Raw genomic sequence first — 20031 nt, 5'->3', positions numbered from 1 at the left:
AGCGAGCGGCGAGGGAGCGGGGGAGGGCGGCGCGTAGACTGGGGCGGCCATGATCCAGACTCTCGACCTCCGCGGCCGTCGTCCCTCCTCCGCCGAGCTCCTCGCCCTCGTGCCCCGCAATCCGGGCACCTCCGCCTCCGTCGGGCCCGTCGTCGCCGAGCTGATCGCCGACGTCCGCGAACGCGGCGCGGAAGCGCTCCTCGACCAGGCGGAGCGGCTGGACGGCGTGCGCCCCCCGCACCTCCGCGTGCCCGCCGAGCAGATCGCCGAGGCGCTCGACCGCCTCGACCCGGCCATCCGCAGCGCACTCGAGGAGGCGATCGCGCGCGTCCGCCGCGCCAGCGCCGCACAGATCCCCCCGCCCCGCACCACCGAGCTCGACGACGGCGCCACGGTCACCCAGCGCTGGCAGCCCGTCGCCCGCGCCGGGCTGTACGTCCCCGGCGGCAAGGCGGTCTACCCGTCGAGCGTCGTCATGAACGCCGTGCCCGCGCAGGCCGCCGGAGTCGCCTCCATCGCCCTGGTCTCGCCGCCGCAGAAGGCGTTCGGCGGCTCCGTCCACCCCACGATCCTCGCGGCGGCCGCTCTGCTCGGCATCGACGAGGTCTACGCGGTCGGAGGCGCCGGAGCCGTCGCCGCACTGGCCTACGGCGTCGACTCGATCGGGCTGGACCCCGTCAGCATCATCACCGGGCCGGGCAACGTCTGGGTCACCACCGCGAAGCGTCAGGTGCTCGGGCAGGTCGGCATCGACTCCGAGGCGGGCCCGACCGAGATCCTCGTGATCGCCGACGACTCCGCCGACCCGCGCCTGGTTGCCGCCGACCTGGTCAGCCAGGCCGAGCACGACGAGGCCGCCTCCGCGGTCCTGGTCACCGACAGCGCCGAGCTCGCCGCCGCCGTCGAGCGCGAGGTCGCCGCCCAGGCCGCTGCCACCCGCCACGCGGAGCGCGTGGCCATCGCACTCGACGGCCCGCAGTCCGCGCTCGTGATCGTCGACGACCTCGAGCTCGCCTGCGCGTTCAGCGACGCCTACGGCCCCGAGCACCTCGAGCTGCACACGGCCGACCCCGTCGCGACCGCCGAGCGGATCCACGACGCCGGCGCGATCTTCCTCGGCCCGACCACCCCGGTGAGCCTGGGCGACTACCTCGCCGGCTCCAACCACGTGCTCCCGACCCTCGGGCAGGCGCGCTTCTCCTCCGGGCTCGGCGCCTACACCTTCCTCCGGCCGCAGCAGCTGATCTCGTACGACCGCGGTGCGCTCGAGCGCGTCGCCCCGCACATCCGCGCTCTCAGCGACGCCGAGGCGCTGCCCGCCCACGGCGACGCCGTCGACGCCCGCTTCGCCTGAGACCGAGAGGCCCTCGATGTTCTGCCCCTTCTGCCGGCACCCCGACTCCCGAGTGATCGACTCGCGCACGAGCGACGACGGCCTCTCGATCCGCCGCCGCCGGCAGTGCCCGTCGTGCGGCCGGCGCTTCTCGACGACCGAGACCGCGAGCCTCGTCGTGATCAAGCGCAGCGGAGTCGTGGAGCCGTTCAGCCGCGAGAAGATCGTCAGCGGCGTCCGGAAGGCCTGCCAGGGCCGGCCCGTCACCGACACCGATCTGGCCGTGCTCGCGCAGCGGGTGGAGGAGAGCATCCGCTCCACGGGCGCCTCGCAGATCGACGCGAACGACATCGGCCTCGCCATCCTGCCGCCGCTGCGCGAGCTCGACGAGGTGGCCTACCTCCGCTTCGCGAGCGTCTACCAGGCGTTCGATTCGCTGGACGACTTCGAGTCTGCGATCACCCTGCTCCGCGCCGAGCGCACCTCCGTGCCCCACAGCGCCGACGAGATCTGAGGCCCGGGTGTACCCGCTCCTGTTCCGCACAGTCCTGCGCCGCCTCGACCCGGAGCGGGCGCACCACCTGAGCTTCCCGGTGATCCGGGCCCTCGGAGCCCTCGCTCCGGTCCTGCGCCGGACCACCGTCCCGCGCGGAACGCCCGCGGTCGAGACGCTCGGCCTCCGCTTCGAGACCCCGTTCGGCGTCGCGGCCGGCTTCGACAAGGACGCCACCGCGGTCCTGGGCTTCGGCGCGCTCGGCTTCGGACACGTCGAGGTCGGGACCCTGACCGCTCGGGCGCAGCCGGGCAACGACCGGCCGCGCCTCTTCCGGCTGATCGCGGACCGCGCCGTCGTCAACAGGATGGGCTTCAACAATCACGGCGCCGAGGCTGCGGCGCAACGGCTGATCCGGCTGCGCAGCGCGCGCCGCCGCCCCGTGATCGGCGTGAACATCGGCAAGAGCCGGGTGGTCGAGGTGGACGACGCGATCGAGGACTACCTGATCAGCACGCGCCTGCTCGCGCCGCTCGCCGACTACCTCGTCGTGAACGTCAGCTCGCCGAACACCCCCGGGCTCCGCGGCCTGCAGGAGATCGACCGCCTCGAGCCGCTCCTCGCGGCCGTCAAGGACGCCGCCGAGACGACGCCTCTGCTGGTCAAGATCGCCCCCGACCTCTCCGACGACGAGGTCGGCCGGGTCGCCGAGCTCGCCGTCCGCCTGGGTCTGGACGGGATCATCGCGACCAACACGACGCTCTCCCGGGAGGGCCTCTCGACCGACCGCGCCGTGGTCGAGGCGGCCGGCGCCGGCGGCCTCTCCGGTGCCCCGCTGGCCGCGCGCTCGCTCGAGGTGCTCCGCGTGATCCGCGGCGCCGTCCCCGCGGCCTTCTGCGTGATCTCCGTCGGAGGAGTCGAGACGGCCGAGGACGTGCGCGAGCGCCTCGACGCGGGCGCCACCCTCGTCCAGGGCTACACCGCCTTCATCTACCGCGGGCCCCTGTGGGCTCGGGACATCAACCGGGGACTGGCCCGCGCCTCCTGACCCGCCGTGCACCACGAAGGGCCCCCGGAGCCGCGCGAGGCGCGACCGCAGGGGCCCTTCGTGGTCCGCCGTCCGACTACTCGGGGAAGGCGCGGCGCTTGACCTGGGGCTTCGGCAGGCGCATGACGCGCAGCTGGAGGGCGCGCATCGCGGCGTACCAGCGGATGCCCTTCTCGACCTTGTCGGCGCCGTAGCGCTCGGCGAGCTTCCGGCGCATCCGCATGCCGAGGAGGATGCAGTCGATCACCGCGAGGAGGAAGAACACCCAGAGGATGACCAGCGTCGCGTACTGCAGCTCCGGCTGCGGGAAGAAGCTCAGCAGCAGGACGACGACCATCACCGGGATGAGGAACTCGCCGAGGCTGAAGCGTGCGTCGACCCAGTCGCGCACGAACTTGCGCTGAGGACCCTTGTCGCGCAGCGGCAGGTAGCGCTGGTCACCGGCGGCCAGGCCGATGCGGGCCTGCTCGCGTGACACGGCGGCCTTCTCGCGGGCGTCGCGGGCGGCCTGCTTGCGGTCGGTGACGACCAGCGGACGCTTGCGGGCCAGCTCCTGCTCGCGCCGGGTCGGCGTCGGCCGGCCCTTCCCGGAGCCGGGCGAGCCGGCGTCGTCGGGCGTGTCGGTTGCGATCGGGTGCTTGGCCACGGGGAACGTCCTTGGAATCGGGGGTCTCTTAAGATTACCTCCATGGCTCACGACGCTCCGACTCCGCCCGCACTCTCCTCCGACGAGGAGGCCGTCCTCGCCGCCGTCCGCGACGATCTGCCGCGCTCGCTCGCCCAGCTCGGGCAGCTCGTGCGGATCCCGTCCGTCTCGTGGGACGGCTTCGACGCCACCCGCGTGGCCGCCAGCGCCGAGGCGATCGCCGAGCTCGCGCGCGAGACGGGCGTCTTCGACAACGTCGCGATCCACAGCGCCACGATCGACGGCACCGACGTGCTCGGCCAGCCTGCCGTCCTGGCCACCCGCGCCGCCCGCAACGGAGCGCCGACCGTCCTCCTCTACGCCCACCACGACGTGCAGCCGCAGGGCGCCGAGTCGGCGTGGGAGACGCCTCCGTTCGAGCCGACCGTGCGCGGCGACCGCCTGTACGGGCGCGGTGCCGCCGACGACAAGGCGGGAGTCGTGTCCCACCTCGCCGCGGTGCGCGCACTCCGCGAGGTCGCGGGCGAGGACCACGACCTCGGGCTCGTCCTCTTCATCGAGGGGGAGGAGGAGTTCGGGTCGCGCTCGTTCCCCACCTTCCTCCGCGAGCACCACGACGCCCTCCGCGCGGATGCGATCATCGTCGCCGACAGCGACAACTGGGACGTCGACACCCCCGCGCTGACGGTGGGCCTGCGCGGCAACGTCACCTTCACCCTCACCGTCAGCACTCTCGCGCACGCCTCGCACTCGGGCATGCTCGGCGGAGCGGTCCCGGACGCGATGCTCGCGGCGGTCCGCCTGCTCGCGACGCTCTGGAACGAGGACGGCTCGGTCGCCGTCGCCGGCCTCACCGAGCACGACGGAGCGGTGCCCGAGACGACCGAGGAGGACCTCCGCCGCGACTCCGGGCTGCTCGACGGGGTCTCGCCGATCGGCACCGGCGCGATCCTCTCGCGCCTGTGGTCGAAGCCGGCCGTCACGGTCACCGGGATCGACGCGCCCAGCGTCGTCGACGCCTCCAACACCCTCGTCCCGTCCGTGCGCGTGAAGATCAGCGCCCGCATCGCCCCCGGCCAGGACGCGGAGGAGGCGTTCGCCGCCATCGAGAGCCACCTCCGGGCGAACTCCCCGTTCGGCGCCCACCTCGCGATCGAGGACGTCGACACCGGCAGTCCGTTCCTGGTCGACGCGACCGGCTGGGCCGTGGACCTGGTGAAGGGCGCGATGGCGGACGCCTGGGGACGCGAGCCTCTCGAGACCGGGATCGGCGGGAGCATCCCGTTCATCGCCGACCTCGTGCGCGAGTTCCCCGAGGCGCAGATCCTCGTCACCGGTGTCGAGGACCCCGACTCGCGCGCGCACAGCCCCAACGAGTCGCTGCACCTGGGCGTCTTCAAGCGCGCCGCGCAGACCGAGGCGCTGTTCCTGCTCCGCGCCGCCGCTCACCGCGACTGACCACCGGTCGTGGAATACCCGGGTGACCACCCGGGTTGCAGCCGTAGAATCCCGGAAGGCACGACGACCGTTCCGCCCGTCCCCTGAGGAGTGACATGTCAGACACACTGACCGACCAGACGGCGACCCCCCTCGCCACCCCGCCCAGCGCGGCCCACGGCGTCTCGATGACCCCGACCGCCGCCGCCAAGGTCAAGAGCCTGCTCGAGCAGGAGGGCCGCGACGACCTGCGCCTGCGCGTCGCGGTGCAGCCCGGCGGATGCTCCGGCCTCATCTACCAGCTCTACTTCGACGAGCGCACCCTCGACGGCGACGCCGCGGTGGAGTTCGAGGGCGTCGGCCTCGTCGTTGACAAGATGAGCGTCCCCTACCTCGACGGCGCCTCGATCGACTTCGAGGACACCATCCAGAAGCAGGGCTTCACCATCGACAACCCCAACGCGGGCGGCAGCTGCGCCTGCGGCGACAGCTTCCACTGACGCCGCGCGGCCCCGGGCCGTAGCTCCTCCGAACGGCGTCCGACAGTCCACTCCGGTGGCCCGTCGGGCGCCGTTCGTCATGACTGCACCACTCGACCGGGACGTCAAGAGCGGGTCGTCGTGCACCGGGCCGCCGGAGCGGAAGGGTAGGCTGGAGCCGGTCTAATACAGTTTCGTGTGAACTGGTCCCCAGTCTTCCGAAAGGTCACCGGTGCGCTTCAATCGCCGAATCCGCAGATGGGTCGCTGCCCCCGTCGCAGGAGCCCTCGCCCTCGTCCTCGCGGGCTGCACGCAAGAGCAGCTCCAGGGCTGGCTCCCCACCGAACCCGGCACGACGAACCACGTCGACCGCGTCATCGGACTCTGGGTCACCTCCTGGATCGTCCTGCTCGCCGTCGGCGTCGTCACGTGGGGTCTCACCATCTGGGCGGTGGTCGTCTACCGCCGTCGCAAGGGGCAGACCGGCCTGCCGGTCCAGCTGCGCTACAACATGCCGATCGAGATCTTCTACACGATCGTGCCGCTGATCCTCGTGATCGGCTTCTTCGCCTTCACCGCGCGCGACCAGGCCGCCATCGAGCAGCCCTACGACGACCCGGACGAGACCATCCAGGTGTACGGCAAGCAGTGGGCGTGGGACTTCAACTACGTCGACGAGGACGTCTACTCCGCCGGCATCCAGGGCCAGTACCAGGAGGGCGGAGACGCCGCCGGCTCGCTCGTCGAGTCCGAGATCCCCACGCTCTACCTGCCCGTCGGACAGAAGATCAAGATCCAGCTCGACGCGCGCGACGTGATCCACTCCTTCTGGGTCGTCGACTTCCTCTACAAGAAGGACATGATCCCCGGCAAGACGAACTACATGTACGTCACGCCTCTCAAGGAGGGGACCTACGCGGGCAAGTGCGCCGAGCTCTGCGGCGAGTACCACTCCGCGATGCTCTTCAACGTCAAGGTCGTCTCGCAGGGCGAGTACGACGACTACATCCAGTCGCTGCGCGACGCGGGCCAGACCGGTCAGCTCGGCGCCGAGTACAACCGCAATTCGAACCTTCCCGGAACCGGCGCGCCGGCCCGCGAGAACGAGGAGTAAGGGAGCATGAGCACCGCCACGGCACCCCGCCCGACGCGCACCGCCGGCACTCCGCCGGTCCAGCGCAAGGCGAACGTCCTCGTCCGCTGGATGACGTCGACCGACCACAAGGTCATCGGGTACATGTACCTGATCACGTCGTTCATCTACTTCTGCATCGCCGGCGTGATGGCACTCGTCATCCGCGCCCAGCTGTTCGAGCCCGGCCTGAACGTGGTCGAGACGCGCGAGCAGTACAACCAGCTGTTCACGATGCACGGCACGATCATGCTGCTGATGTTCGCGACGCCGCTCTTCGCCGGCTTCGCCAACGTCCTGATGCCGCTGCAGATCGGCGCCCCCGACGTCGCGTTCCCCCGCCTCAACGCCTTCGCGTACTGGCTCTACAGCTTCGGCTCGCTCATCGCGGTCGCCGGATTCGTCACCCCGCAGGGTGCGGCGTCCTTCGGCTGGTTCGCGTACGCGCCACTGTCGAGCACGACGTTCTCACCAGGGCTCGGCGGCAATCTCTGGGTCTTCGGCCTCGCGCTCTCGGGCTTCGGCACGATCCTCGGCGCGGTGAACTTCATCACGACGATCATCACGATGCGCGCTCCCGGCATGACGATGTTCCGCATGCCGATCTTCACCTGGAACATCCTGGTGACGTCGATCCTCGTGCTGCTCGCGTTCCCGGTGCTCGCCGCCGCGATGTTCGCCCTCGGCGCCGACCGGGTGTTCGACGCCCACATCTACGATGCGGCCAACGGCGGTGTCCTGCTCTGGCAGCACCTGTTCTGGTTCTTCGGCCACCCCGAGGTGTACATCATCGCGCTGCCGTTCTTCGGCATCGTGTCCGAGGTCTTCCCGGTCTTCAGCCGCAAGCCGATCTTCGGCTACAAGACGCTGATCTACGCGACCATCGCGATCGCCGCCCTCTCCGTGACGGTGTGGGCGCACCACATGTACGTCACCGGATCGGTCCTGCTGCCGTTCTTCTCGCTGATGACCATGCTCATCGCGGTTCCGACCGGCGTGAAGATCTTCAACTGGGTCGGCACCATGTGGCGCGGATCGGTGACCTTCGAGACCCCGATGATCTGGGCGATCGGCTTCCTGATCACCTTCACCTTCGGTGGACTCACCGGCGTGATCCTCGCGTCGCCCCCGCTCGACTTCCACGTCTCGGACTCGTACTTCGTGGTGGCGCACTTCCACTACGTCGTGTTCGGAACCGTCGTCTTCGCGATGTTCTCGGGCTTCTACTTCTGGTGGCCCAAGTGGACCGGCAAGATGCTGAACGAGACGCTGGGCAAGTGGCACTTCTGGCTGCTGTTCATCGGCTTCCACACCACCTTCCTGATCCAGCACTGGCTGGGCGTCGTCGGCATGCCGCGCCGCTACGCCAGCTACCTGCCCGAGGACGGCTTCACCTGGATGAACCAGGTGTCGACGGTCGGAGCGATGATCCTCGCGGTGTCGCTGATCCCGTTCTTCCTGAACGTGTACATCACGGCCCGCAAGGCGCCCAAGGTGACGGTGAACGACCCGTGGGGCTTCTCCCGGTCGCTCGAGTGGGCCACCTCGTGCCCGCCGCCCCGCCACAACTTCACCTCGATCCCGCGCATCCGCAGCGAGGCCCCGGCGTTCGACCTCAACCACCCCGAGGCCGGCATCCCCGTCGGAATCGGTCCGGCGAAGGACGCTCCGGACGCCCCCACGTACGACAAGTCCGAAGGCACGGTGAAGTAGGGCCATGCGCGCCAACGTCAATCTCTTCTGGCTCCTCGCGGGCTTCTTCCTCCTCGCCGACATCACGTACATCGTGTGGTCGCTGCTCGACACGGGCCAGGTGGAGTGGGTCGGCACCGTCGGCATCGGCCTCTCGGCCGTGCTGGGCGCGTTCATCGCGTTTTACGTCGGCCGCGTCCACAAGGCGCAGGGTGCCGAGCTCCCCGAGGACCGCCTCGATGCGGACATCGATGACGGAGACCCTGAGCTGGGCTTCTTCAGCCCGTGGAGCTGGTGGCCGCTGATCCTGGGCGGTTCCGCGGCCCTCGGATTCCTCGGCCTGGCCGTGGGGTTCTGGATCACCTACATCGCCGTCGGACTCTTCCTGGTCGCCATCGCCGGCTGGGTGTACGAGTACTACCGCGGGTACTTCGCCCGCTAGGGCGCATCGCACGGCCGAGGGCCGGGTGCACGAGGGCTTGGGCTCCGTGCACCCGGCCTTTTCGCTTATCCAGGAGGAAGCGATGCGCGGTCGGGGCCCGGTCGGCTCGGCCGTTCGGCTGCGTGCAGGGGCGTCATTCGCCGATCGGTGGCGGATCGAGCCTCCCGGTGAGAGCCGGGACCTCCCGGTGAGGGCCGGGGCCTCCCGGTGAGGGCCGGGATCGCTCAGTGAGGGATGACGAGGTGAGCTGGATCTCTCGCGGTGTCCTGCTGGCGGGACACCGAGGCGTCCTGCGCGGAGGAACTCGTCTGGGCACATCCCGGCGGCCCGCGACGTGGATGCTCGCAGGGGAGTGCAGCGGGCGGCGCCGAGCAGGAGCGTCGGCCCGCGTCATCACCCCTACGGGTCTGCGCTGCAACGGCTCCTGCTCCGGTCGCGGGTAAGCGGGCTACGCCTGTGGCGGCTCTTCTGTGCGCTTGTGGGTGTGCCGACGGTGGTGTGGCCCGCTACGGTCGCGGATACTGCTGCGCCTGCGGCTGTACTGGGCCTGCCGCGCCTGTTCTGGCGCCTGCGCCGCCCTACGGACTCCTGCACACCGTTCCGACCCCAGCGGAGCCCGCACCCCGGCGGAACCGCGGGCGCCCCTGCGGCTCTTAGAGTTCCTCGGTACGTATAGCGGGTCGTGCCGGTCGGTGCGAGGACAAGGAGCCTGAGACGCCGCTGCAGCGACGGACGTCGAGGCCCGGAGGTCGCCTCCTCTGTCTCACCGGCGAGCGTCGCCGTCGCCGATCACAGAGGGTTCGACCGTGAGCGGGGGAGGGCAGTCCTTCTAGGCCTGCTGAGGATGGGTGCCCTGGAACCGATGCCGAGCGTCTCGACGTGGACGGGGACGGGGACCTCACCGGACGACGACACTGCGACCATGCAGACAGGCTGGATCACTCGGTGATCCGAGGGAGGCGGACGTCTCCAGCTCGGCGGTCAGATGGCATCTCGGGATCCGAGGAGCGGGGGCCTCGAGTTCCGGAGTATCGCCCCACGTTCCTGCCGGCTTGTCGCCGTCGAGGCGCTGTGATCCGGTCTCACCGGCTCTCGGTGCACCGACGACCTCCACCGCGCCGGAGGACAGGCGCCGCCCCGCTGCGGGAACGACGAAGGGCCCGGACGAATGAACGTCCGGGCCCTTCGGGGGAGGATCAGTGCTCGCTGTGCGAGCTCTCGAGCTCCTTCTGGGTGACGGGGGTGATCCGGTCCTCGAAGAACCAGCGGGAGAGGCCGGCGCGGACGCGCTGCGGGGCGGTGATGCGGCCACGCGAGTCCGGACGGATCATCAGGGGCTCGTACTCGTCCTGACCGACGAGCTTCCACCGCTCGTACTCGTCGAGCTGCTGGTGCACCTCGATGAACTCGCCGCCGGGGAGGCGGACGATGCGGCCCGACTCGAAGCCGTGCAGCGCGATCTCGCGGTCCTTCTTCTGCAGCGCCAGGCAGATGCGCTTGGTGATGAAGTACGCGATGAACGGACCCGCGATGAGCAGGAACTGCAGGCTGTGGATCACGCCCTCCATCGTGAGGTGGAAGTGCGTCGCGATGAGGTCGGATGAGGCGGCGGCCCAGAGGACGGCGTAGAAGCTGACTCCGGCGGCGCCGATCGCGGTGCGGGTCGCGGCGTTGCGCGGGCGGTCGAGCAGGTGGTGCTCGCGCTTGTCACCGGTGATCCACGCCTCGAGGAACGGGTAGAGCATGACCACGGCGATGAACAGTCCGAGACCGACGAGCGGGATCAGGATGTTGAACGACAGGGTTCCGATGCCCGGGATGGCCCACTCGAGTCCCGGCGGGACGAGGCGCAGGGCGCCGTCGGCGAAGCCGATGTACCAGTCGGGCTGGGTTCCCGCGGAGACGGGCGAGGGGTCGTACGGGCCGTAGTTCCAGATCGGGTTGATCGTGAACAGCGAGGCGATGAGGACGACGACGCCGAAGACGATGAAGAAGAATCCACCGGCCTTCGCGGCGTAGACCGGCAGCACCGGGTAGCCGACGACGTTCTGCTCGGTCTTGCCCGCACCGGGGAACTGGGTGTGCTTGTGGACGACCACGAACACGAGGTGCAGGGCGATGAACGCGAGCACCAGCGCCGGCAGCAGCAGGATGTGCAGCGTGTAGAGGCGGCCGACGATGTCGGTGCCCGGGAACTCGCCGCCGAAGAGCAGGAACGAGATCCAGGTGCCGACGATCGGGATGCCCTTGACCATGCCGTCGATGATGCGGAGGCCGTTGCCCGAGAGCAGGTCGTCGGGGAGCGAGTAGCCGGTGAAGCCCTCGGCCATCGCGAGGATGAAGAGGACGAAGCCGATGACCCAGTTGAGCTCGCGGGGCTTGCGGAACGCACCGGTGAAGAAGATGCGCAGCATGTGCAGGCCGATCGAGGCCACGAACAGCAGTGCCGCCCAGTGGTGGATCTGCCGCATCAGCAGGCCGCCGCGGATGTCGAAGGAGATGTCGAGCGAGGACGACATCGCCGCCGACATCTCGATGCCCTTGAGGGGCAGATAGCTGCCCTCGTAGTGCGTCTCGACCATCGAGGCCTGGAAGAAGAAGGTGAGGAACGTGCCCGACAGCAGGATGATGACGAAGCTGTAGAGCGCGACCTCGCCGAGGAGGAAGGACCAGTGGTCGGGGAAGATCTTGCGACCGAACTCCTTGACGACCGCGGAGATGCTCGTGCGCTCGTCGATGTAGTTCGACGCCGCTCCGACGTACCCCTTCTGGAACTTGCCGGATCCGAGGATGACGCCGTCCTCGGGCTCCGCGGGGGAGTTGGAGGGGCGTGAGGGGGTGGTGGTGGACATGTGAGTCATCGCTCCCAGAAGGACGGTCCGACGGGCTCCGTGAAGTCGCTTCTGGCGACCAGGTAACCCTCGGCGTCGATGGTGATGGGGAGCTGCGGAAGCGGACGCTTCGCCGGGCCGAAGATGACGGCGGCCTCGCGCGTGATGTCGAATTGCGACTGGTGGCACGGGCACAGCAGGTGGTGGGTCTGCTGCTCGTACAGCGCCACAGGGCAGCCGACGTGCGTGCAGATCTTGGAGTAGGCGACGATTCCGTCGTAGTTCCAGGTCTCGCGACCCTCACTGACGATGAGGTCCTCCGGCTTCAGGCGCATCAGGAGGACGGCGGCCTTGGCCTTCTCCTCCAGCTTGCCCTCGGCGTCATTGAGACCCTCGGGGATGACGTGGAAGGCGGATCCGAGGGTGACGTCCGATGCGAGGATCGGCGCTCCCGACGGGTCCAGGGTGAGCCTCGTGCCCTCTTCCCACAGGGTGGTCTTGAGGAGGGCGACGGGGTTCTGGTCCTGCGGGCCGAGGCCCCGGAACAGGATCACGGCGGGCAGGGGGAACACGACGAGGGAGGCGATCAGGCTGTTCCGGACGAGGGAGCGGCGGCCGAAGCCGGACTCCTTGTCGGACTGGTCGAAGATCTCGAGCGCACGGGCGCGGGTGGGCTCCGCGCTGCGGACGGGGTGGCGGATGTCGATGCCCTCGTGGTCCGACATCAGCTGCTTGCCCCAGTGGACGGCGGCGATGCCGATGCCCAGGAGCGCGAGGGACATGCCCAGGCCGATGAACAGCGTGTTCAGCCGGACCGACGCGACGTCCTCGGTGATCGGGAACGCCATGTAGGCGGCGACCGCGAAGATCGAGCCCGCGAAGGAGAGGTAGAAGAGCGTGTACACCGTGCGCTCGGCACGCTTCTCGACCTTGGGGTCGAGGTCGGTCATCCGGGGGCGGTGCGGCGGGAGGCCCGGGTCCTGGACGCGGTCCCGCGTCGCGACCGCGGTGCCGGCCGGAGCCGTTCCGTGCCCGGTGGCCGACGAGGTGGCGAGGTCCGTGCCACCCTCATCGTGCTCTGCCATGGTTCTCCTTTTCACGCCGTGTCGGCACCAGTCGGTGCCGTGGGTCAGTCGCGCCCGTCAGGGCGCTGCAGTCGTCTAGTTGGATCGGGCGGTGATCCACACCGTCAGGGCCACGATCGCGCCGAGGCCGAAGATCCAGAGGAACAGGCCCTCTGCGACCGGCCCGAGGGAGCCGAGCGCGAATCCGCCCGGGGACGGGTTGGCCTCGATGTACTTGAGGTACGAGATGATGTCGCGCTTGTCCTCGGGCGAGATGTTCAGGTCGTTGAAGACCGGCATGTTCTGCGGGCCGGTGACCATCGCCTCGTAGATGTGCGCCTCGGTCACGCCGCCCAGCGGGGGAGCGAACTTGCCCTCCGTGAGCGCGCCGCCGGCTCCGGCGACGTTGTGGCACATCGCGCAGTTGATGCGGAACAGCTCGGCGCCGTTCGCCGCGTCGCCCTGTCCGTCGAGGACCTCGCCCTCGGGGATCGCGGGGCCGGGGGCCAGCGACGCGACATAGGCGGCGAGCTCGCCGACCTGCTCGTCGGTGAACTGCACCGGCTTCTCGAGCGCCTGGGGGCCGTGCATCTGCATCGGCATGCGTCCGGTGCCGACCTGGAAGTCGACCGACGCCGCGCCCACTCCGATGAGGGAGGGAGCGTTGTCGGTGCCCGCGGCGTCGAGGCCGTGGCAGGTGGCGCAGTTCGCGGCGAAGAGCTTCGAGCCCTCGTCGATCGTCTGCTGGCTGGTGGACGACGTCTCGGCGGAGGCGGACGTCGCGACGCCGACCGCGGCGTAGGTCCCACCGGTGAGCCCGAGGCCGATGGCGATCAGGGCCAGGGTGGCGAGCGGGTGGCGGCGACCCTTCTTGGCTCGGCTCTTCGTCTTCGGGGAGGCCATCGAGGCGTCCTTCCTGCGGGGGTCGGGAGTGGAGTGGGGCATCGGCGGGCGCGTCACTTGAGGAAGTAGATGACGGCGAACAGGCCGACCCAGACGACGTCGACGAAGTGCCAGTAGTACGAGACGACGATGGCGCTCGTCGCCTCCTTGTGGCCGAAGTTCTTGACCGCGAAGCCACGGCCGATGACGAGGAGGAACGCGATGAGGCCGCCGGTGACGTGCAGGGCGTGGAAGCCGGTCGTCAGGTAGAAGGCGGAGCCGTAGGCGTTGCTGGAGAGCGTGACGCCCTCGGAGACGAGGGTCGCGTACTCGAGCACCTGGCCGGAGACGAAGACCGCGCCCAGGGCGTAGGTGAGGAAGAACCACTCGACCATGCCCCACTTGAACGGGCTGAGGCCCGTCGCACGCGGCTGCAGGCGCTCGGCGGCGAACACGCCGAACTGGCAGCTGAACGACGAGGCCACGAGGATCACCGTGTTCACGCCCGCGTAGGGGACGTTGAGGATCTGGGTCTCGGCGCCCCAGAGCTCGGGCGAGGTGCTGCGCAGGGTGAAGTAGATCGCGAAGAGGCCCGCGAAGAACATGACCTCGCTGCCCAGCCAGACGATCGTTCCGACCGCGACCGGGTTGGGTCGGTTCACTACGGGCGCGGTGGCCGTGGGGGAGAGAGAGGTGCTCGTCACACAGACCATTATGGCCGATGGCAGGGGAGGGAAGTCGCACTAGCCGGGAGGCGATCCTCGTCGCATAATCTGGGAGCCATGTCGGAAACCCTGTCCTGGCCGCACGTTCTCAGCGCACTCCTCGAGTCCTCCGATCTGAGCGTCTCCGAGGCGACGTGGGCCATGGAGCAGGTGATGGAGGGCGCGGCGACTCCGGCGCAGCTCGCCGGACTGCTGGTGGCCCTCCGGGCGAAGGGCGAGACCGTCGACGAGATCGTCGGCTTCCGCGACGCGATCCTCGACCACGCGGTGCCGCTGGACGTGGACCCGATGGCCCTGGACATCGTCGGGACGGGCGGGGACCGCTTCGGGACCGTCAACATCTCCTCCACCGCGTCGATCATCGCGGCCGCCGCCGGCACACCCGTCGTGAAGCACGGGAACAAGGCCGCGTCCTCCTCCTCCGGCTCCTCCGACGTGCTCGCGGCACTCGGGGTCGACCTCTCCCTCTCCCCCGAGCGGGTGGCCGAGGTGTTCCGGCGGACGGGGATCGCCTTCGTCTTCGCGTCCCTCTTCCACCCCGGCTTCCGGCACGCCGGTCCGGTGCGCGCCGAGCTGGGCGTGCCGACGGTGTTCAACTTCCTCGGCCCGCTCTGCAATCCGGCCCGTCCCGAGGCCTCTGCGGTCGGGGTGGCGCACCTCGACCGGGTGCCGCTGGTCGTCGGCGTGTTCCGGACGCGCGGGGCGACGGCTCTGGTGTTCCGCGGGGACGACGGCCTCGACGAGCTCACGACCACGGGTCACAGCCACATCTGGGAGGTGTCGCGCGGCTCCGTGGTCGAGCACGACCTCGATCCGCGCGACCTGGGCCTGCCCCGCGCCCGGATCGACGAGCTGCGCGGCCGCGACGCCGCCTACAACGCGAGCGTGGTGCGCTCGGTGCTCGCGGGAGACGGCGGCCCCGTCCGCGACATCGTCCTTCTGAACGCGGCCGCGGGCCTCGCGGCGTTCGACCTGGCGCGCGACCCGGACCTGGTGCGCACGCCCGTCCTGGAGCGCCTGCGGACGTCGATGGACCGCGCGGCGGAGGCCGTCGACTCCGGGGCCGCCACGGCCAAGCTCGAGGAGTGGGTCCGCGAGACGCAGCGCGCCGTCGTCCCGCTGCCGTAGGCGCGAGCGCAGGGCGTAACGTGGGGCTGCTGTCCGCGACGGTGCGGGCGGCGATCCACCACGCGCCGGATCGCCCGCAGGTCACGGGACGCCCGAGTGGTGGCCCGATCCTGGAGGAGACCTCGATGAAGAAGCTCATCAACGACCCGAAGAACGTCGTCACGGAGTCGGTGGCCGGCTTCGGCCTGGCGCACGCCGACCTGGTCCGGGTGGTGTCGGATCCCCTGTTCGTGGTGCGGGCCGACGCGCCCCGCTCGGGCAAGGTGGGCATCGTCAGCGGAGGCGGCAGCGGGCACGAGCCGCTGCACGCGGGCTTCGTCGGATTCGGGATGCTGGACGCCGCCGTCCCCGGTCCCGTCTTCACCTCGCCCACGCCCGACCCGATCGTCGCGGCCACGCAGGCCGTCGACGGCGGCGCGGGTGTGCTGCACATCGTGAAGAACTACACGGGCGACGTCCTGAACTTCGAGACCGCGGCCGACCTCGCCGGCGCCGAGGGGATCGAGGTGCGCAGCGTGATCGTCGATGACGACGTCGCGGTGAAGGACTCGCTCTACACCGCGGGCCGCCGCGGCGTGGCCGGCACCGTGCTGGTCGAGCGGATCGCGGGCGCGGCGGCCGAGCGGGGCGACTCCCTCGACGAGGTCGCGACGATCGCCGAGACGGTGATCGCCAACGTGCGCTCGATGGGCGTCGCCCTCACGCCGTGCATCGTCCCGCACGCGGGCGAGCCGAGCTTCGAGCTGGGCGAGGACGAGATCGAGATCGGCATCGGCATCCACGGCGAGCCCGGCCGGGAGAAGATCGCGCTGGAGCCGGCCGACCGCATCGTCGACCGGATCCTCGGCCCGATCCTGGAGGACCTGCCGTTCTCCTCCGGGGACGAGGTGCTGCTCCTGGTGAACGGCATGGGCGGCACGCCGCAGATCGAGCTGTACCTCGCCTACCGCCGCGCAGCCGAGGCGCTGGCCGAGAAGGGGATCACCGTCGCACGCAGCCTCGTCGGCAACTACACGACGTCGCTCGAGATGCAGGGCTTCTCGCTCACCGTCCTCAAGCTCGACGACGCCCTGACCGAGCTGTGGGACTCCCCGGTGCAGACCGCGGCGCTGCGGTGGGGACGCTGAGCGCCCGCGCGCACACCATGACCGGAACGACAGCCGCAGGAGCGGCCCACGAGGAGGAGACGACCATGCAGGACGCACAGGGAGCCGGGCTCGACGCGGCGTGGGCGACGGCGTGGATCCGCCGCGCCGCCGAGTCGATCGCGGAGCACCGGGTCGAGCTGATCACGCTCGACCGGGCGATCGGCGACGGGGACCACGGTGAGAACATGGACCGCGGCTTCCAGGCCGTGGTCGCGAAGCTGGACGGGGCGCCGGAGCAGGGGCTCCCGGCGGACGTGCTCAAGCTGGTCGCGACGACGCTCATCTCCACCGTCGGCGGCGCCTCGGGCCCGCTGTTCGGCACGGCGTTCCTGAAGGCCTCCGCCGCGGTCGCGGGCGAGGACGCGCTCGAGGGCGCTGACGTCGCAGCTCTCCTGGCCGCGGCGAGGGACGGCATCGTGCTCCGCGGCAAGGCCGAGGTGGGCGACAAGACGATGGTGGACGCGTGGACGCCGGCGGTCGACGCGGCCGCGGCCGCCGCCGAGGAGGGAGCGGCTCCGGCCGACGTCCTCGCCGCGGCGGCGGAGGCGGCGCAGAAGGGAGCGGAGTCGACGGACCCGCTGGTCGCCCGCAAGGGACGCGCCAGCTACCTCGGCGAGCGCGCCATCGGGCACCGAGATCCCGGCAGCGTGTCGACCGTTCTCCTGCTCCGCGCAGCAGCCGAGGCGGCGGCGTGAGCGTCGGGCTGGTCCTGGTCTCGCACAGCGCGCAGCTGGCGGAGGGGCTGGTCGAGCTCGCGGAGCAGATGGCGGCCTCGGTCGCGCTGGTCGCCGCGGGCGGAACGGACGACGGCGGCATCGGCACCAGCTTCGACCGCATCACGGCGGCCCTGGCGGAAGCGGACTCCGGCGAGGGGGTCGTCGTCCTCTGCGACCTCGGCTCGGCGATCATGACGGCGGAGACCGCGGTCGAGTTCCTCGACGACGACGCGCGCGCCCGGGTCCGGATCGCCGACGCCCCGCTGGTGGAGGGGGCGGTCGCGGCCGCCGTCGCCGCGGGCACGGGGGCGTCGCTGGACGAGGTGCTCGCCGCCGCGGAGTCGGCCCGGGTCGAGACGCTCGCTGCTCCCGCCGAGGAGGCCTCGCCCGGTGACGAGCGCGTGCAGCGCCGCGTCCGCCTCATCAACCCGAACGGCCTGCACGCCCGTCCCGCGGCCGACTTCGTCACGCTCGCCGCCACCTTCGACGCCCGGATCGACGCGAACGGCAAGGACGCCACGAGCCTGCTCGGCGTGATGTCGCTGGGGCTCGACCGCGGGGACGAGGTCGTCCTCTCGGCGTCGGGGCCGCAGGCCCACGAGGCGGTCGGCCGGCTCGGCGATCTGGTCGAGTCGGGCTTCGGCGAGGTGTAGCGCGCCGTCGACCGGTCCAGGGACCGCGGAGGCGCCTCCTCCTACGCTGAGCGCATGGCCCTCCGCGGAACCCGACCCCCGTCCGTCCTGCTCCGCCGACTCGTCACCGTCCCGCGCGTCGTGCGCCGGGCGGACGCTCGTGCGGCCCGGCGGCTGAACGCCCGTCGCCCGTCGCCCGTCGTCGACGGGGCGCTCGTGGGGCTCTCCCGGGCCGCGGACCACGGAGTCCTCTGGGCCGGCGTCGGCGTCCTGCTGCTCCTGGCGGGCCGTCCCCGCGAGGCTCTGCGGGGGACCGCCTCGCTCGCCGCGGCCAGCGCGCTCGCGAACCTGGTCGGCAAGCGCGTGTTCGGCGGCGACCGGCCGCTCCTCGTCGACGTCCCGGTCGGCCGGCGCCTGGCGACGGTGCCGACGTCGGCGTCCTTCCCCTCGGGGCACGCGGCGAGCGCCGCTGCCTTCGCCGCCGGGGTCGCGCTCGAGTCGCCCCGAGTGGGGGCGGCGGTCGCCCCGCTCGCCGCCGCCGTGGCCTTCTCCCGCCTGCACGTCGGCGTCCACTGGCTCTCGGACGTCCTCGGCGGCGCGGCGCTCGGCGCGGCGGTCGCGGTCGTCGGCCGAGCCGTCCTGCCGGCCGAGCCGCGCCACGTGCCCGTCTCGGAGCGCGCGACCCGGCCCCCCGTCGACCGCAGCCCGCTGGGGGACGGCGCCGCCCTCCTCGTGGTCCTCAACCCCGGCGCGGGCCGGGACTCGCACCGCCCCGATCCCGAGCCGCTGGTCCGAGCCCGGTTCCCGAAGGCGCGCGTGCACCGGCTGACCGAGGGGGAGGACCTCGCCGACGTGGTGCGCGAGGCGCGCTCGGGGGACTCTCCGCCCCGGGTGCTCGGGATCTACGGCGGGGACGGGACCATGTCGGTCGGTGCCGCTCTCGCCCGCGCCGAGGGGATGACGCTGCTCGTGCTGCCGGGCGGGACCATGAACCACTTCGCGAAGGCGCTGGGGCTGCTCACCGTCCAGGACGCGCTCGACGCGGCGACGATCGGCGAGCGCCGCGACGTCGACGTGGCCGAGGTCGTCGCGGACGGGGGAGACCCGGTCACGGTGCTCAACACGGTCTCGATCGGCGTCTACCCGGAGTTCGTCGCGGCCCGCGAGAAGCGCGAGAAGCGGATCGGGAAGCCGCTCGCCGCCGTGATCGCGGCCCTCTCGGTCGTGCGGCGCACCGATCCGTTCGAGCTCCGGCGCGACGGGCGCACGCAGCTCGTCTGGTCGTACTTCGTCGGGGTGAACCAGGAGCACCCGCGCACGGCCGCCCCGCTCGCCCGGCGTCGGCTCGACGACGGCCACCTCGACGTGCGCATCCTGCACTCAGGACGGACTCCTCGCACCCGGGGAGCGTTCTCGCTCCTGCTCGGCCGTACGGCGACCCCGGTGGTCGGCCGTGTGCCCGGCTGGCGGGCACCGGTGGTGGAGTCGTTCTCGACGCCGGAGATCACCGTCGGCGCGCGCCGACCCGCGGGGGACGACCCCGAGTGGGCGCACGACGGCGAGACCGAGCGCTTCGACGGCTCCCGCGACGGATTCGACGAGGCCGTGGTGCGGATCGTGCCGCTGGGCCTGCGGGTCTACGCGACCGCGGACTAGGGGGCGGTGCCGGCCCGGTCCCCGCCGTCCGGATCCGCCAGCAGTTCGGCCAGCGCGTCGAGGGCGGCGACCTGCCCGGCCACCACCAGCGAGCGGGCCTCGTCGAGCGGGTGCCACCGGGCGTCCTCCAGCTCGGGGAAGCTGCGCAGCACGCCGGAGCCCCGTGGCCACTCCAGCTCGAAGGTGGTGCTCGCGACGAAGGCGGTGTCCGCGTGTCCGCGCCCGGCGAAGACGGTGACGGTCTTGGCCGCGCTCTGCCGGAACGCACCGAGGAGGGTCAGCTCCCCGTCGGGCGGAGGAGCGCCGGTCTCCTCCTCGAATTCTCGGCGCGCGGCGTCCAGCGGCGTCTCGTCGCCCGTGTGCACGCCCTTCGGGATCGTCCACGCGCGGGGGCGCCGGGTCCAGAAGGGGCCGCCCATCCGCCCGAGGAACACCTCGGTGCCGGAGGGGCCCTCGCGGTGCAGCAGGATCCCCGCGCTCGTCACCGCGGCCATCGCGTCTCTCCGGTCATCCCGCCATCCTGCCCCGCGCCCGTGGAAGGATCGGC

Annotated in this window: 19 protein-coding genes; 13 read left to right on the top strand and 6 right to left on the bottom strand. The window is 71.2% G+C overall.

Annotated elements, in window-relative coordinates:
• Positions 1-49 precede the first annotated feature (49 nt).
• The 3 genes from hisD to C5C95_RS14735 are packed head-to-tail and all read left to right on the top strand — an operon-like array spanning position 50 to position 2874.
• On the top strand, positions 50-1354 hold the full coding sequence (gene hisD, locus C5C95_RS14745; protein WP_104225362.1) for a histidinol dehydrogenase: 1305 nt from the start codon (positions 50-52) through the stop codon (positions 1352-1354).
• A gap of 16 nt (positions 1355-1370) precedes the next feature.
• On the top strand, positions 1371-1847 hold the full coding sequence (nrdR, locus tag C5C95_RS14740; protein ID WP_104224657.1) for a transcriptional regulator NrdR: 477 nt from the start codon (positions 1371-1373) through the stop codon (positions 1845-1847).
• 7 nt (positions 1848-1854) lie between these two features.
• Positions 1855-2874 carry a quinone-dependent dihydroorotate dehydrogenase gene (locus C5C95_RS14735; RefSeq protein ID WP_104324734.1) on the top strand — a complete coding sequence of 340 codons (1020 nt, stop codon included), beginning with the start codon at positions 1855-1857 and terminating at the stop codon, positions 2872-2874.
• Between the two features lie 76 nt (positions 2875-2950).
• Here C5C95_RS14735 and C5C95_RS14730 read toward each other — a convergent pair whose 3' ends face one another.
• On the bottom strand, positions 2951-3520 hold the full coding sequence (locus C5C95_RS14730; protein ID WP_181027102.1) for a DUF3043 domain-containing protein: 570 nt from the start codon (positions 3518-3520) through the stop codon (positions 2951-2953).
• 42 nt (positions 3521-3562) lie between these two features.
• On the opposite strand from C5C95_RS14730, the gene C5C95_RS14725 reads away from it, so the two are divergent.
• The 5 genes from C5C95_RS14725 (at position 3563) to C5C95_RS14705 (ending at position 8702) form a co-directional block, all read left to right on the top strand.
• Positions 3563-4978 carry a dipeptidase gene (locus tag C5C95_RS14725; RefSeq protein WP_104324733.1) on the top strand — a complete coding sequence of 472 codons (1416 nt, stop codon included), beginning with the start codon at positions 3563-3565 and terminating at the stop codon, positions 4976-4978.
• A gap of 95 nt (positions 4979-5073) precedes the next feature.
• Positions 5074-5457, top strand: coding sequence for an iron-sulfur cluster insertion protein ErpA (erpA, locus tag C5C95_RS14720; RefSeq protein WP_104224654.1), 384 nt, complete (start codon positions 5074-5076; stop codon positions 5455-5457).
• A gap of 211 nt (positions 5458-5668) precedes the next feature.
• Positions 5669-6550 carry a cytochrome c oxidase subunit II gene (coxB, locus tag C5C95_RS14715; RefSeq protein ID WP_104224653.1) on the top strand — a complete coding sequence of 294 codons (882 nt, stop codon included), beginning with the start codon at positions 5669-5671 and terminating at the stop codon, positions 6548-6550.
• 6 nt (positions 6551-6556) lie between these two features.
• The gene (gene ctaD, locus C5C95_RS14710) at positions 6557-8281 is read left to right on the top strand and encodes a cytochrome c oxidase subunit I (protein ID WP_104224652.1); all 1725 of its coding nucleotides are present in this window, start codon (positions 6557-6559) and stop codon (positions 8279-8281) included.
• Between the two features lie 4 nt (positions 8282-8285).
• Positions 8286-8702 (top strand): cytochrome c oxidase subunit 4, encoded by a 417-nt coding sequence (locus C5C95_RS14705; protein ID WP_104224651.1) that lies wholly within the window; start codon positions 8286-8288, stop codon positions 8700-8702.
• Positions 8703-9898: 1196 nt separating this feature from the next.
• Here the strand turns inward: C5C95_RS14705 and C5C95_RS14695 are convergent.
• From C5C95_RS14695 to C5C95_RS14680, 4 genes are all read right to left on the bottom strand, one after another.
• Positions 9899-11554, bottom strand: coding sequence for a ubiquinol-cytochrome c reductase cytochrome b subunit (locus tag C5C95_RS14695; RefSeq protein WP_104324732.1), 1656 nt, complete (start codon positions 11552-11554; stop codon positions 9899-9901).
• A 5-nt stretch (positions 11555-11559) separates the two neighbouring features.
• Complete coding sequence (locus C5C95_RS14690; protein ID WP_104324731.1) at positions 11560-12618, bottom strand: ubiquinol-cytochrome c reductase iron-sulfur subunit; 1059 nt, start codon at positions 12616-12618, stop codon at positions 11560-11562.
• A 75-nt stretch (positions 12619-12693) separates the two neighbouring features.
• Complete coding sequence (locus C5C95_RS14685) at positions 12694-13500, bottom strand: c-type cytochrome (RefSeq protein ID WP_104224648.1); 807 nt, start codon at positions 13498-13500, stop codon at positions 12694-12696.
• A gap of 53 nt (positions 13501-13553) precedes the next feature.
• The gene (locus C5C95_RS14680) at positions 13554-14192 is read right to left on the bottom strand and encodes a heme-copper oxidase subunit III (protein ID WP_104224647.1); all 639 of its coding nucleotides are present in this window, start codon (positions 14190-14192) and stop codon (positions 13554-13556) included.
• A gap of 69 nt (positions 14193-14261) precedes the next feature.
• Here C5C95_RS14680 and trpD point away from each other — a divergent pair, with 69 nt between their 5' ends.
• The 5 genes from trpD (at position 14262) to C5C95_RS14655 (ending at position 19484) form a co-directional block, all read left to right on the top strand.
• A complete protein-coding gene (gene trpD / locus C5C95_RS14675; protein WP_104225357.1) occupies positions 14262-15332 on the top strand; it encodes an anthranilate phosphoribosyltransferase in 1071 nt (356 codons plus the stop codon).
• 125 nt (positions 15333-15457) lie between these two features.
• The gene (gene dhaK / locus C5C95_RS14670) at positions 15458-16459 is read left to right on the top strand and encodes a dihydroxyacetone kinase subunit DhaK (RefSeq protein WP_104224645.1); all 1002 of its coding nucleotides are present in this window, start codon (positions 15458-15460) and stop codon (positions 16457-16459) included.
• A 65-nt stretch (positions 16460-16524) separates the two neighbouring features.
• On the top strand, positions 16525-17175 hold the full coding sequence (gene dhaL / locus C5C95_RS14665; RefSeq protein WP_104261619.1) for a dihydroxyacetone kinase subunit DhaL: 651 nt from the start codon (positions 16525-16527) through the stop codon (positions 17173-17175).
• Entirely contained in the window at positions 17172-17849 is a 678-nt protein-coding gene (dhaM, locus tag C5C95_RS14660; protein WP_104261615.1) for a dihydroxyacetone kinase phosphoryl donor subunit DhaM, read from the top strand. Before dhaL ends, dhaM begins: the two co-directional genes overlap by 4 nt.
• A 54-nt stretch (positions 17850-17903) precedes the next feature.
• Entirely contained in the window at positions 17904-19484 is a 1581-nt protein-coding gene (locus C5C95_RS14655; RefSeq protein WP_104239316.1) for a bifunctional phosphatase PAP2/diacylglycerol kinase family protein, read from the top strand.
• On the opposite strand, the gene C5C95_RS14650 is transcribed toward C5C95_RS14655, so the two are convergent.
• The gene (locus tag C5C95_RS14650) at positions 19481-19978 is read right to left on the bottom strand and encodes an NUDIX domain-containing protein (RefSeq protein ID WP_104324730.1); all 498 of its coding nucleotides are present in this window, start codon (positions 19976-19978) and stop codon (positions 19481-19483) included. The genes C5C95_RS14655 and C5C95_RS14650 overlap by 4 nt on opposite strands.
• Between the last annotated feature and the right edge of the window lie 53 nt (positions 19979-20031).

Origin of the sequence: Rathayibacter sp. AY1B7, assembly GCF_002932735.1 — a bacterium.
GTDB lineage: Bacteria > Actinomycetota > Actinomycetes > Actinomycetales > Microbacteriaceae > Rathayibacter.
The sequence above is the reverse complement of the archived record's forward strand: the minus strand, read 5'-3'. Positions and strand labels throughout refer to the sequence as shown.